This is a genomic window from Caballeronia sp. LZ003, from assembly GCF_031451465.1.
Taxonomy (GTDB): Bacteria; Pseudomonadota; Gammaproteobacteria; order Burkholderiales; family Burkholderiaceae; genus Caballeronia.
This window is the reverse complement of sequence record NZ_JARUXJ010000004.1, coordinates 748,898-761,504: the sequence shown is the minus strand read 5'-3', so window position 1 is coordinate 761,504 and position 12,607 is coordinate 748,898. Positions and strand designations below refer to the sequence as shown.

Genomic DNA, 12,607 nt, shown 5'->3' with positions numbered 1-12,607 from the left:
ACCGCTACGGGTCGGAACGCATGCGACGCGTTAATGCAGAGAACATCTGCAAACGGCACACGTCCGTGATGCTGAAGCGGGCCGGTGACGCGCTCTTACACTAAACGCGCCACGGCAACGCTACAGAGCACGCGCCTTAAATGCCGCGCTTTTCGAACGCAGCCCGATTGGCTTCCACAAACTCCTCGACGGTCTGCGGCGCCTTCCCGGTGACCCGGCCGATGATCTCGTCGCGCCCTTCGAATACGCCGTTCTGATAGTCCACCGCCACTTCGATGAAATGCTGGATCATGAACTCGGGCAGCTTGTATTGGCTCAGATGCTCGCGATAAGCGTCGAGCGTCATCGGGTCGTAGACGACTTTGCGATCGAGCACCGCGCCGATCTTCTCGGCAATTTCCTTCTGACTCAGCTCGATGGGACCGCAAAGCTCGTACGTCTTGCCGATATGACCTGCGGGGTTCGCGAGCACTGTCGCGATGAAGCGCGCCTGATCTTCGGCGGCAATCGGCGCGTGACGTCCGTTGCCGAATGGCAGCGCAATCTTGCCGTCCTGCACGATCGTATCGCGCACCCACGGAAAAACCATCCACTCGGAGAAAAACGTCGGACGGATATGCACCGTCGGCACGCCCGACCAGTCGAGCACTCTCTCGGCAATCCAATGGTCGCGCGCAGCGTGGCTCTTCGAATCTTCTCGCGCGGAGATTTGCGACATGTTGACGACGACATCGAGTCCATTGCGACGCGCTGCATCGGCGAAATACGCGGTCGCCTGGATGAAGCCCGGACGCACGGGAAAACAGAGATACGCGGCAGAGACGCCATCCGTCGCACGAATGGCGTCGTCGTGCGAGAGCAAGTCTCCGACGACGACTTCCGCCCCGGCCTGCCGAAGCGCCTCGCTGCGCGCATCCACTGTTCGCACGAGCGCGCGGACTGCATGTCCGCTGTCGAGGAGGTTCTGAACGGTATGCACGCCCGTCTTGCCCGCCGCTGCCGTAACCAAAATTCGTTGCTGTCCCATGATGCCTCTCCTGTTTCGTGGTTAAGCACGTCCGTTCCAGGTTGGCCGGCTAAAGTGCATATGCACTTTCAAGCGCGGGCAAGAGCTGCAAAAACCCGAAACGAACACACCAAGTGATTGGATGTTAGCCAAAATCTATACAGAGGTCAAAGCAAGTCTGAATTGTGAATTCCGCATGGCTCGAAGATTCGCGCTGAATTGGCTGTGCCCGAAACCCACCGGACGCATCCGACGAGCGTCTTGTCATTGCCTTGCATTCCGCTTCGTTCCGACTATGCTAAGTCAGGTCATCGCCAGCGTCCCAGCGCGCGCCAGAAAGCAACCGCGCATCCGACCGTTCGGTATATTTCAGACTCCAAACGAATTCATGCTGCTCGACGGACACGAGCACGCCTCTCCTTTTGTCCGCGCAATTCAGCAAGACCAGACGCCGCACGCGACGTCGATGAAAGCCACGGCCGTACACACATGTCGCGACACAGATGCGCGATCGGACCGTGGCGCATACGAGGAACACATCAAGCTCATCCATGGAGGCGGCAATGAAACCAGCTTTCCCGGTCTCAAGTGAGACACGGCACGCAAAAGCGGTATTCGCGTCGAAGATTATTCGTTCTTTACTTTTGAGTGCGGCCGTCGCGGGCGGCATGTTCACGACGCATTGGGCGCAAGCCGATGACTCGTTCTCGCGAGGAGGCGGCAACAGAAGCGAGAGCATCTTCGTCGGCGATATCGGCGACCCGAATGACACGAACGATGACACCATCAAGCAGGTCGACCTCCGTACCGGAGCCGTGCGCGTTTTCGCATCTTCTACCTTCGGTGGCGAGTTGAACGGCGTCATGGGCATCATCTTCAACGACGCCTCCTTGATCGCCAGCATTCAAAACTTCAGCATCGATCCTACGGCGAGCGGCGACGTCATCAAGCTGAATGGGCGCACGGGCATGTTCGAGCAGTACCTCGTGAATCCAAAATCGCGAAACGTACCTTATGCGCCGCAAGGCATCGTTTTCGGCGGCGGCACGCGCGACTGGCATTACGGTTATCAGCCGGACCATTACTACGTCGCGAACGTCATCAAGAGCGGGCAAACCTGCACGAAGGTGGACGAAGGCGATGTGCGGGAATACAGCGAATCGGGCGCGTTCGTTCGCACGCTGGACCGTGTCGGATTCTCGGCGGGTTTCTATCCGCGTGGCGTCGTGTTCGGGCCGGACGGCATGCTGTATGTCGCGGCGCGCGGCTGTCCGGCGGTGGCGCCGACGGACCCCTTATCGCTGCTCGCGTACATCCTTCGCTTCAATCCCTACACCCATAAACTGGACAAGGTGATTGCGACCAATGCATCGGTGCAAAGTCAGGGCTTGAAGTTCGGATTCCATCGGCCAGAAGGCTTGGTGTTCGACGACAAGGGCTACCTTTGGGTCACGAGTTTTCGCGATACCACCAGCAGCGCCGATCCGCTGGATAAGAACAACGTCGACCGCATCCTCAAGGTCGACGTGAGGAGCGGGAAAGTCGTCGACTCCTTGCCGCTATCCGACTTCGATAAACCGCGAGCATCCGCGCAGGCACTGATCTTCGGTCCCGAGGGAAAGCTGTACATTCCGATCTCTGGGAGCGCAGCGGAGACGACAGGCGAATTGCGCCGATGCGACACGCGCACCAAGAAATGCGACGTCGTCGTTCCGGTTGGCGGAGGCCTCGTCGATCCGTGGTTTGCGGTCTTCAGAAACAGCGATCCGGCGACGTTGTCGTACGAGCGTCGCTAACGGCACGCAAAGAGGCGCGAGGAAAGGCATTGGCGGAAGGCAGCCGACTCTATCTATCGGCTGAATGCGTTGCTAGGTAAGGATCCCACGGAGACACCAATCGGCTACCCCCATTGCTACCCACAGTTGCTACTGTGCGGCAGCGAGAACGTACGAGAGCCTCGCCTGGGGGACAACCGACCTTGCTGACGCTCCGCGCTATACTGTACATCGATACAGTATTTCGAAGTTGGCGAGAATTGGCGGAGACGTCGATGTGGTGCCCGCTCTGCGCGGCGGCTCGAGCGCGACGAGTTCCAGCCGGCGGTGGGCGACATGCCGAACCGGTGGATGTGCGGCGATTGTAATTGCGCGGTCAACGAACACGACGACGAGTACGAGCAGCCCGACTGGATCGAACGCGCCGAAGTGTCGTGAAGCCGCTGGCGCCGAACCCGCCCACCCTCGACGAGCTTCGGCAACTGTGGTTGAGACGGACGCCCGAGATCGAAGACCTACGCCGCCTGATCCCGGAAGTGCAACACGCGCGCATTCGGCTCGACGAAGTGCGAGCGCTGTTGGCCGAGCACGATAAGAAGCTGCGGCACCTCGGCCTCGACGATCTGCGCGAGAAGCACTCGCCTTTCCAGAGAGCCGAGCGACTGGCCCTGCGGGAGACCGAACGCATCGGGACAATCGACGACGCGCCGAAACGTCCTGAGCCCGGCGCGCACGCTACTCCAGACACCCTGCGCAACCTAAAGCGCGGTTACTTCCGGCAGTGCAGATGCCTGTCTAGCGAACGAACCGCGCCTTCATCACTTCGATGATCTGATCGGCGGTCATTATGCCGATGTGGCGATTCTTGCGAATTGGCAGGGAGACCCGGAGCATTCTTTTGTAGCTGGGGACGGACTCGCTATGAGAGTTCAACTCACGCCGGCGAACTGCTGAAACCGTCCAAGATCGGGGACCAAGAACGGGGCAACCGAGTAATGATCCCCGTTGTTGCTATCAAACCCGGCAAATTCGACGGTGTCACCGTAGACGACCCCGTCTTTCGCCACCTTCTCCTTATCTGCCGGCGGCAACTTCTCAAAGGCCGCCTCCAGAAACGACCAAATGTCCAGAATGTCAACAACCTCCTTCAAGACAGCTAAATTCTCGGCGGGGTGACGCTTACATCGCACACAAAACGCACTTTCGTATCCGTCCGATTACGCTAAGACTTAACGGTTGCTAAACTGATTTCCAGTTGCTACCCAAAATTTAAACTATGCTTATAAATCTCATAACTGGAGGCCCAGGCCCCGAACGAGAAGGCTCATTAGCGTCCGGGCGAGATGTCAAGCGCGCGCTGGAATCGCTCGGGCACAAAGTAGTGGTTTTTGACCTTGTATCCCCGAAATTTTTGACGGAAGTCCACGACTGCGATGTCGCATTCCTTACCACCCATGGGTGGTTCGGTGAGGACGGTAAGCTTCAAGGTGCGCTTGATATTCTAGGTATTCCTTATCTCGGTTCGGGGTCTTTAGCCAGTGCTACCGCAATGTATAAGCCAGCAACTCTGCGATTGGCGCATCTGCTGGGCATCCCTCACCCTAGGTGGAGACTTCTAGAAGCGGGCCCCGTTAAGTCCGAGACGACTGGCGAAATTTATGATGAGCTTGAACCATGCATCTTCATCAAGCCCGCTTCTGGCGGTGGGAGCATTGGTGCTGGCATCGCGCAAAGCGCTGCTAAATTGGCATCCATGATCGCGACCACCCAGCGCGATCAGCCCTGTGTCGTGTCTGAGTACATACGCGGAACAGATGTGACAGTAGGTATTCTCGAAATAAACGGCGAACTATGCTGCTTGCCACCATTAGCCACGTATTACGACGCACCTTTCTACGACTATGATGTGAAGCACACTACACACTTACGACGTCATGAGTGCCCGGCGGCGATTCCTCGCGAGACGGCCAAAAGGTTAGAGCATCATTCTCGAAAGTTGTTCCAGATGCTTCTGTGTCGCGGCTTTGCTCGCTTCGACTACATCGTAGATCGGCAGGGGCGTGAATGGTTCCTTGAAGCTAATACGCTTCCCGGTCTTTCTGAGGCTGGCAACTTTGCAACGATGGCAGCGAGTTACGGAATGTCATATTCACAGCTGATAGACACAATGCTGGAGACGTCAAGCGCTGCTCTTTCCTATCAGCCTTAGAAATCATCATGGTTTCTCTCAATGATGTCCGCTATTTTAGTCAATGGGCTGACCCCTTGTATAACAGAAGAATCATTGAAGGAGAGGACCCATGTTTCGATCCTACCTGGTCTGCATCCGGATTTGCTGACGCGGACGATTACCGTTTCTGGGCTCGACGACTGTGCGGTATTGCTTGTCTTAAATCGATTTTGTCTGCCTATCGCGTGCATGTGCCTACTACGTTTCAGTTGTTAGAGCTGGCTCTTGAGTCGGGTTCATATCGAAAACGAGGCGACGGGACGGTGGAAGGCCTGCTCTACGAACCCTTCGTGCAGATGATCGACAGTCAATTCGGTCTAAGCGGCAAAATAGTCGTCGACACGCCCGCATCACGAATTGCAACGGTTCTACCTTCGGACGGTTTCGTTATATGGTCAGTGAGCAGTGAAATACGGTCGCCGCATCTGCCCAATCAACGTACCGGTGGTCATCTGATACTTGTTATGGCCGCTGATCGCGATGCCTGTATTTTTCATAACCCTTCAGGTATCGAACCCTACCAAAGCTGGGTCAAACTCGATTACGAAACCCTTTACCGATTTTCGGCCGGACGCGGTATGGCCATCTCCAGGAAGCCTTTATGAAAGTAGCAATTATCGTTGGCTCTGGCACCCCCGAGGCAAGCGATATCATGAGCTCGGCGCGACTCATCGAAACTACGCTGTGTCAGCTCGACCACAGCACAACAATTATCCATTGGCATCCAACGTTAAGCGATGCTCCGCAATGCCTCGCAGAGCTATGCTCATGCCAAGCGGCATTTCCGCTGATCTCCGGTATCGAGGGCCTCTTAGAAGCGATCGGTATTCCGTATATTGGGTCCGACTCTACCGCGGCAGGTATCGCGGCGAATAAAGGGATTCTCAATGATCTTCTTGTCGTCTGGGGTTTCGGGAAAACCAGGTATGCGCGTCTACTCGGAAGCGAATCATTTAGCGCTCAAAGCATTGAACATCTTAAGTACCCACTATTTGTAAAACCTGCGCGGCTAGGCGCGTCCCTCGGTATCGAGAAGGTCGAAGACTCGACAGAGATTTTATCGGTCATCGCGCGCGTAAGAGAGTTTGATTCGGAGCTTGTCATTGAAGAAGCCGTCGTCGGGCACGAGGCAGAGGTAGCAGTCATTGCGGGTGCCACCGAAGTCATTGCGAGCCAGCCAGGAATTGTAAAGCTCCCGCCTGAGGTACGCTGGCACACGTACGCCGCAAAGGATCTCTCCCGAATAATTGTGCCCAGCGACCTTTCCGCTGAAGTATGTGAGCAGTTGCAAGCTCTCGCCCGCGAACTCACTCGCCGACTGGGGGCGAGTGGCGCTTTGCGATTAGATTTTTTCGTGACAGCCGACAATACCATTCTTGTTGGCGAAATTAATTGCCTTCCCGGGCAGGGCCGAGAAAGCAACTTCCCGCGATTATTCGAAGAGAGCGGAATTAACCGACAAGAGCAAATGCACCGTTTGCTCTGCTCGGCTTTCGAGAGCGCTAACTACGGAAATAGAAATAAAACAAAGTTTTAAGAAAAAGATATGAGTCAACGCGGCATGAACTGCGGGCAACCGCTGTCAATCATCTTTTACGACTCCGGACTTGGGGGACTAAACGTCATCGATCTTTTAGGAATAAGTGCAAAAAAAATTAAAAAAATATTTGTAGCAGATAATGCGGTGTTCCCGATCGGCCGCTTTACTGAAGCCCAAGTGCGCGACCGTTGCATTTCAACGTTGTTGCCGCTGCAATCTAAGTACAACGCAGATTTCATAGTCATTGCCTGTAATACTGCCGCGACAGCATGTCTATCAGAAATGCGGAAATTGAGTCCGGTGCCAGTCTATGGTGTGATTCCCGATCTCGGACCTGCAGTGGTTAGATCGCATACCAAGAACATAGCACTAATAGCTACTCCATCGACGCTGCAAAGAGATTTCATAAGGAAGTCCATCCATGAACATAGGAAGCACGCCAATGTTATCTGTCATGCATCGATCGGTCTTGTCGCATCATCTCAGGAAAAAATGCTTACTGGATTTATCAGTGAATCGGCTATTGCACATCAAATGTCTTCGCTCATGAACAATTCGGCGGCTCAACTTATCGACACCGTGGTTCTTGCATGCACGCATTTCTGGGCCATACGTCATGAAATATGTCGTCTCCTAAGATTGGAGACGTCGGCGGTCTATGATCCCGCTATGGCCGTGGCGGACGAACTCTTGCAGCTGCTCGCACCGCTGCCAAGCGTAGAGCCGCGTGATCAGCCAACGCCATATCTAATATTGACCGGAAACCATGACCGCCATCGATTGGAAGCGGCATTCCATTCGCGAGGATATCGAATTACTGAAGTATGAGATTATTAGCTCAAAGGCGGAGAATAAGCGCGTCACCGCGGCTAGCAGCGCTATGGTTATACCTAAACGTATGGCTTGGACAATTGCTTTTGATTAGTTATGCATTACTAGACTCGCTTGTCGTTGGACATGTGGCTCCGCTCGATCTAGGTGCCTTAACGCTTGGAAATTCCCTCTATGTTCCAATTATGGTCACATCGACTGCTGTGTTGTCTGGGACGACTTTCTTGATTGCACGAGAGCATCGGGCGACCAGTGATAGCCTGGGCGCACTCGTTGCACGATCATTTGTGATCGCGATCGTAATTGGGGCCTTTGATATCGCCATACTACAGATGGCTGCCCATGCAAGCATCTGGCGAGGAGCGCCTTTACACTTGCAGGTTAGCGCAAGTATGTATTTGAATTGGCTTTCTATCGGCGTGTTGCCCTCAATGTTGTTCCGCGTTACTGCTGCGATATGCCATGGAGCGCTTCTCTCTCGATACGGCACAGCGCTTCAGGCGCTCGGCTTAGTCACGAAGTGCATCATTTTGCGCGAGTTGATCAAGCTACCTGATAGGCTTACCGTGATCGATGCTTGCGGAATATCAACCGCGGGCAGCTTTCTCCTCATTGGCTTACTGGGTGTAGTCTTGCTTCACAGACGATCGCGGTTTCATAGCTATCGACCAAGATGGATAAAGGAATTACTCCGTTTGCGAAGCTATGCACTTTTCCTTCGCAGCGGCATCCCATTCGGCCTTTCAGCGTTCGCAGAACTCTCTGCGTTTGCTTTCATTTCTGGGGAAATTAGCCATCGTGGAGCTGTAGCGCTTGCGGCACATCAGATTGCTAGCAACGTTATGAACGTCGGATACTCATTCATATCGGCGTTCGCTATCGTGACCTCGGTCTACATTAGTCGGTCACGTCGTGTCGCAATAGCGGCAATGTTAGATGATCGGATCGTTCATGCACTGTTTCTATCTGCAGGCCTGGGATTGATTTTGATGGCGTTATGCCTAGCCGTGCGGCCTGTTATCGTATCTTCCTATACGTCGGTGGTCACTGTTTCGGCGATAGGGAATCGAGTGCTTCCAATTGTGGCATGCGTCTTTTTGTTCGATTCGTTACAGTCGACCGCGGCGTCGATACTTCGCGCAAATGGATTTAACCTGCTTCCAACTTGCATACAAATTTTCGGTCTATGGCTCTGCGGTGTCTTTTTGGGAAGCCTATTGGTCGCTTTCCCCTCTGACATCCAGCCGTCGTCATCAAGTGTGGTCTTTCTTTATTGGTTCTCGATTGCCATCGGAATGCTGCTGACGGCGGCTGTACTTTGTCGGCTTGCGATCACACGGCTACGTCAAACCGACTGTCGTCGATAACGACAAGTGCGGACAGAAGCCTAAGCAAGAGTGGCGGACTCAGAGTTCTGGCATGCGCGCAGGTGGAACGGCCCCTGCCCGCGACAACAAGGCGTAGACGGTGTGTTTGTTCTTCGAATGATATGGGATCGCACGTTCTTGTTGCTGCTTCGTCGCAGCCCCTTTAGGCGCTTTACGTCGAACACCGTCTAGGCCCATTTCGCATTCCAGTTAAAGTGGTCGCCTCCTAGAGGCCGTACTTGCGGCACAGTTCCGCTGTGCTTCAAGTCTGCCTCGCCTTCCTAGAGAACACCAATAATCTGTTCGGTGAATCGCTTTTTCATGACCGCTCGTTAATGCAAAGGACTCGACATCTTTAGCGTCCTAACCTCGGGGAGCAGATCACCCGACTTTCCCATGCCGAGTTTGGGTGCGAAAACTCGCAAAACGCACAAGGCGTCGGCGGCGCATGATCGATGCGCCGGTATAACTGCACTAACGTCAATGAAACGAAATCAACGAGTCAAGAACTAAAGCGGTCTATGTAGTGATGGCAGCTATACACGCAATCGGTGGCATTACTTGCAACGCTACGTCGATGATGGCAGCTTATCCATTGACAACAATCTGCTCGAGCGCGACATGCAGCATGATGCTGACGTTTCGTGTATGCGTTTCGCTACGCGTGCTGACGAAGCTTCCGCAACGCGCAGCGGATCACGATGTCCGTAACCTGCTCCTATTCAACTTCGTGAAGTCGAACGACGCATTCGCGTCAACGTGATCGAGCACAGATCATCAAGTGGTCCGCGTGGTGCGTGTTAATCTGCGCTTACGGTGTTTCAATGGCAGGGCTCGATAAGCCTATGTTTAGATTGCGCGTCGTAGCGACGCTTGCAGGAGCATCCGACGTGGGCCACCGCAAGAAGCGCCGTATCTGAGCGAGGCTGAGTTATATGATGTGTCCACAGAATATCAGTGGACGCAGCTTGCCTTGTTCTCAACCCAGACGCTATGTTTACGTAAATTCGCGCTTACCGTCGATCACGGGGGAAGTCTGATCCGATCGATGCGGAAAATGCAGCGCATGCGGTTTTCGCCGGAAAAGCAACCGCGCTTCCCAAAGAGCGATCTGGCGCAGCCGAAGCGATGCGAGCCGTTTGCGTTGTTCATCGCAGTGCCATCAAGGCCTGGACTCAGGCCATCAACCAGTTGCGGAGCTTGCTGGTGAGCGCGCCGCAGGACATCCGCGAACGTCTTCTGAATACGAAGAAAGCTGAGCGCGTTGCCAGCTGCAAGCGGCTGCGCTCTCTGGGTGACACGGTGATGTTGCAAGCGCTGACATCGTTGTTGATTGCTTCGGAACAGCCGCCCGCGGTGTCAAGCTTAAGGCATCGGAAATCGGCTGGCCTCCGCCTGATTCCATACCCTTCCTCCGCTATCAAATCGCACAGGATGGTAGAACCCATTTGCCTTGTTCATTAAGAAAGAGAATTCAGCGTTGTTGAAAATTGCGATCCTTCTCGTTAAGTTGTAATGGGGCCACAAGGTCAGTCCAATATCCCCCTTGAATAAACTGACCATAGCCATCGGTAGATAACCGATTGTCGTACTGACACAACCCTCATACGCTTTTACAGGCTTACGGATTATTCGCGCGAATTGCGCGGCAAAGGAATGCTCGCCGCCATTTGCTCCGTGGCAAGTAATAAGACGTACCGTGCTAAAGCGGTTCAGAGAAAAACGCTCATATAGGAAATTTGCTAACCCGAGAGGTGATGCGGCATATTCGTGGGTCACATCTAAATAGAGGGTGTCGGCGACAATACGCGAGTGACCAATAACATTGAGTCGGGCCTCCCCCTTGTATGTATCTTCAAAGATATAACTTGAAGGGCCGACTCCTTTTAGTCGCATGGGACCGCCCCAAGTGATTGACGCGTTGCGGTACCGGGTCTTCGGACCACTCAATTTTGCAGCTCTGATGCCACCGGATAACAAGCCGATCCCGGCTGCCGCAAGCGACACCCAATCTAAAACGCCCGAAGCTTTCAGATCGCAATCTTCGACAGCGCCGCTCGCGATCGCAGCTGCATCTGCAACAATACCAGCGGTCCCAACTGCAAGCGACACTGCGGACGCGCTTTCTATCGCGGCCAAGATACCACCCGCAGCCGCGATTGATGCGCCTGCTGTAAAGCCCGCCAGTCCCAATCCCGCGAAGCCCAAGCCGATACCCATCCACGCCTGCCAACTAAGATGCCCGGAGGGATCCAGCCTGTTAATGGGGTCGCCCGCGCAATATGCGTAGGGATTAATGCCGCCCGCTCCAAACGGGCTCAAGCTATCCGGGCATCGGAAGCGCATTAATGCGGGACTGTACGCTCTGTACCCGTTACCCAGGTGGTAGGCGTTGCTAAATGCATCGTGCCGCTCCCCGCCGAATGCCGGGAGTTTTCTGTCTGCATTCCGTGTGCTGCCTGATGCCGTTTGATCCATATGAAATCTCGAATGTCTGCGCCTCGTCTGACGTGACAACAACGTCGTGTAGGTCGTTCAAAAGCAAAGCCGTGTTGTCCTTTTCCGTGACGTGCAATTTTGTGCGCGAACAGTGTCGTCGAGCAAGCGTCCCTCCGGAACGACCGAACACCGAATTCGCCAATACAACCTGAATTGGTTAGTTATTCGCTAGAACCTGACCCGTCGTTCAGCGCCCCGGCGGATCGACGCATTATTGACGGAGGAATACCGAATATCCCGCCTCGCTAATCAAATTCTTTGGCCGCGTTACTAGACGGCTCGCCTCCGGTGATCAGACCTCGCCGTTGCAGCATGAGCACGTAGTGCTGCAAGTAAGTTGCCTTCATTCGGGCGTTGCCATCAGCATCGTCAACTATTGCAAAAAGATCTCTTCCAATCTCTGGTGGTAGCTCGGCGTAGCGACGGGCTCCATCGCCCACGCGGCCGGTGGCGGGGCTTGGATTTGCGGCACCGCTATGGTTTGCGGAGGCATTGGCGGTTGCGATGCGCAACCGACGAGAGCCGTCAGCAATAGCAGCGCGACTTTTCGCGTTATCAGCTTCATGAGATGCAACCTCCTTAAAGAATCGTTTGTCGAGCTTTGCGATTTGCGCGGCCGCTGCGTTATGCGAGGCGATCGCCCCGCTTGCGGCCTTTTCCGTAGCATCAGATAGCGCGCTAAGCTTTTGCGCATTCGCTTCGTTATCGCGTGCATGCGCAGCCTGCTCGAGAACGAGTTGAGGACCGTCGAATGCATGCATTGCCGTCGCACCGATTGCGACGCCAAAGACCAAAAGGAGAGTTATGCCGCCGAAAGTTGAGGACACGAGTAGTCCGCTCCATACAAGTTGGCACCGGTCAGATCCGCACCGCTCAAGACAGCCCCAGCCATCTTTGCCTTAACTAGACTCGCGCCAGACAAGCGCACACCGCTAAGCTGCGCATCTTGGAGATTCGACTCATCCAGACATGCGCATCGCAAGTCCGCCTTCTCAAGATTAACCTGCTCAAGGATCGCGCCCGTTAGATTGGCATCGGCGAGTAGCGCTTTCGGCAGCCGCGCCCGCGCGAGCGGCGCGCCACTATTCAACCTGTCCGGCTCTAGCCCAATGTGACTGAGGTCGCGCGCGCTTGCGACCGCATTCAGGCCACACGCCCACTTGAGTCGCAGGACTTCCTTCAAGTTGCGCATGCTCATCCGAGGTGTCGGCATCAGCGCTTCCCCCGCAAGAAAGGGAGCAGGTTAACGCCGCCGGTGAATACATGCGCAACGCACCGCTGTAACCGTCCGACCCTGACCGTATAGACGGCTGATGAAGGCGAAGCCATGCTTTCCCGGGGCACAGATGTGACTGTGTC

Annotated in this window: 14 protein-coding genes and 2 pseudogenes; 10 read left to right on the top strand and 6 right to left on the bottom strand. The window is 54.8% G+C overall.

What is annotated here, in order from left to right:
- Positions 1-136: 136 nt before the first annotated feature.
- Entirely contained in the window at positions 137-1,027 is an 891-nt protein-coding gene (locus tag QCE79_RS27625) for an NAD(P)H-binding protein (protein ID WP_250509871.1), read from the bottom strand.
- Between the two features lie 367 nt (positions 1,028-1,394).
- On the opposite strand from QCE79_RS27625, the gene QCE79_RS27620 reads away from it, so the two are divergent.
- From QCE79_RS27620 to QCE79_RS27610, 3 genes are all read left to right on the top strand, one after another.
- Positions 1,395-1,598: a hypothetical protein gene (locus QCE79_RS27620; protein WP_309849321.1), complete on the top strand. Its 204-nt coding sequence runs from the start codon at positions 1,395-1,397 to the stop codon at positions 1,596-1,598.
- 76 nt (positions 1,599-1,674) lie between these two features.
- Positions 1,675-2,802 (top strand): hypothetical protein, encoded by a 1,128-nt coding sequence (locus QCE79_RS27615; RefSeq protein WP_309849319.1) that lies wholly within the window; start codon positions 1,675-1,677, stop codon positions 2,800-2,802.
- Between the two features lie 413 nt (positions 2,803-3,215).
- Positions 3,216-3,611: a hypothetical protein gene (locus tag QCE79_RS27610; protein ID WP_309849317.1), complete on the top strand. Its 396-nt coding sequence runs from the start codon at positions 3,216-3,218 to the stop codon at positions 3,609-3,611.
- Positions 3,612-3,710: 99 nt separating this feature from the next.
- Here the strand turns inward: QCE79_RS27610 and QCE79_RS27605 are convergent, their stop codons facing one another.
- Positions 3,711-3,971: a YfbU family protein gene (locus QCE79_RS27605; protein ID WP_309849314.1), complete on the bottom strand. Its 261-nt coding sequence runs from the start codon at positions 3,969-3,971 to the stop codon at positions 3,711-3,713.
- A gap of 191 nt (positions 3,972-4,162) precedes the next feature.
- On the opposite strand from QCE79_RS27605, the gene QCE79_RS27600 reads away from it, so the two are divergent.
- The 7 genes and pseudogenes from QCE79_RS27600 (at position 4,163) to QCE79_RS27570 (ending at position 10,213) form a co-directional block, all read left to right on the top strand.
- Positions 4,163-4,990, top strand: a complete 828-nt coding sequence (locus QCE79_RS27600) for a hypothetical protein (protein WP_404989425.1) — start codon at positions 4,163-4,165, stop codon at positions 4,988-4,990.
- A gap of 8 nt (positions 4,991-4,998) precedes the next feature.
- Positions 4,999-5,616: a hypothetical protein gene (locus QCE79_RS27595; RefSeq protein WP_309849309.1), complete on the top strand. Its 618-nt coding sequence runs from the start codon at positions 4,999-5,001 to the stop codon at positions 5,614-5,616.
- On the top strand, positions 5,613-6,548 hold the full coding sequence (locus QCE79_RS27590; protein WP_309849306.1) for an ATP-grasp domain-containing protein: 936 nt from the start codon (positions 5,613-5,615) through the stop codon (positions 6,546-6,548). Before QCE79_RS27595 ends, QCE79_RS27590 begins: the two co-directional genes overlap by 4 nt.
- A gap of 9 nt (positions 6,549-6,557) precedes the next feature.
- The gene (locus QCE79_RS27585) at positions 6,558-7,379 is read left to right on the top strand and encodes an aspartate/glutamate racemase family protein (RefSeq protein ID WP_309849304.1); all 822 of its coding nucleotides are present in this window, start codon (positions 6,558-6,560) and stop codon (positions 7,377-7,379) included.
- An 83-nt stretch (positions 7,380-7,462) separates the two neighbouring features.
- Complete coding sequence (locus QCE79_RS27580; RefSeq protein ID WP_309849302.1) at positions 7,463-8,749, top strand: MATE family efflux transporter; 1,287 nt, start codon at positions 7,463-7,465, stop codon at positions 8,747-8,749.
- A 534-nt stretch (positions 8,750-9,283) separates the two neighbouring features.
- Positions 9,284-9,512 (top strand): annotated as a pseudogene (locus tag QCE79_RS39385) (transposase); the annotation flags it as partial.
- Positions 9,513-9,754: 242 nt separating this feature from the next.
- On the top strand, positions 9,755-10,213 hold the full coding sequence (locus QCE79_RS27570) for a transposase (RefSeq protein ID WP_309850619.1): 459 nt from the start codon (positions 9,755-9,757) through the stop codon (positions 10,211-10,213).
- Here QCE79_RS27570 and QCE79_RS27565 read toward each other — a convergent pair.
- The 4 genes and pseudogenes from QCE79_RS27565 to QCE79_RS39375 all read right to left on the bottom strand — a co-directional run bounded on the left by QCE79_RS27565 (position 10,115) and on the right by QCE79_RS39375 (position 12,338).
- The gene (locus QCE79_RS27565; RefSeq protein ID WP_309849300.1) at positions 10,115-10,969 is read right to left on the bottom strand and encodes a hypothetical protein; all 855 of its coding nucleotides are present in this window, start codon (positions 10,967-10,969) and stop codon (positions 10,115-10,117) included. The genes QCE79_RS27570 and QCE79_RS27565 overlap by 99 nt on opposite strands.
- A 30-nt stretch (positions 10,970-10,999) precedes the next feature.
- Positions 11,000-11,227: pseudogene (locus tag QCE79_RS39380) on the bottom strand (RHS repeat-associated core domain-containing protein); the annotation flags it as partial.
- Positions 11,228-11,493: 266 nt separating this feature from the next.
- On the bottom strand, positions 11,494-12,075 hold the full coding sequence (locus QCE79_RS27560) for a lysis system i-spanin subunit Rz (RefSeq protein WP_309849298.1): 582 nt from the start codon (positions 12,073-12,075) through the stop codon (positions 11,494-11,496).
- A complete protein-coding gene (locus QCE79_RS39375) occupies positions 12,051-12,338 on the bottom strand; it encodes a pentapeptide repeat-containing protein (protein ID WP_404989442.1) in 288 nt (95 codons plus the stop codon). Before QCE79_RS39375 ends, QCE79_RS27560 begins: the two co-directional genes overlap by 25 nt.
- Positions 12,339-12,607: the final 269 nt, after the last annotated feature.

What these genes read in the sequence shown, in the direction of transcription:
- QCE79_RS27585 (WP_309849304.1), top strand. Translation starts at nt 6,558, where the DNA reads ATGAGTCAACGCGGCATGAACTGCGGGCAACCGCTGTCAATCATCTTT.
- QCE79_RS27565 (WP_309849300.1), bottom strand. Translation starts at nt 10,969, where the DNA reads ATGGGTATCGGCTTGGGCTTCGCGGGATTGGGACTGGCGGGCTTTACA.
- QCE79_RS27595 (WP_309849309.1), top strand. Translation starts at nt 4,999, where the DNA reads ATGGTTTCTCTCAATGATGTCCGCTATTTTAGTCAATGGGCTGACCCC.
- QCE79_RS27620 (WP_309849321.1), top strand. Translation starts at nt 1,395, where the DNA reads ATGCTGCTCGACGGACACGAGCACGCCTCTCCTTTTGTCCGCGCAATT.
- QCE79_RS27625 (WP_250509871.1), bottom strand. Translation starts at nt 1,027, where the DNA reads ATGGGACAGCAACGAATTTTGGTTACGGCAGCGGCGGGCAAGACGGGC.
- QCE79_RS27615 (WP_309849319.1), top strand. Translation starts at nt 1,675, where the DNA reads ATGTTCACGACGCATTGGGCGCAAGCCGATGACTCGTTCTCGCGAGGA.
- QCE79_RS27590 (WP_309849306.1), top strand. Translation starts at nt 5,613, where the DNA reads ATGAAAGTAGCAATTATCGTTGGCTCTGGCACCCCCGAGGCAAGCGAT.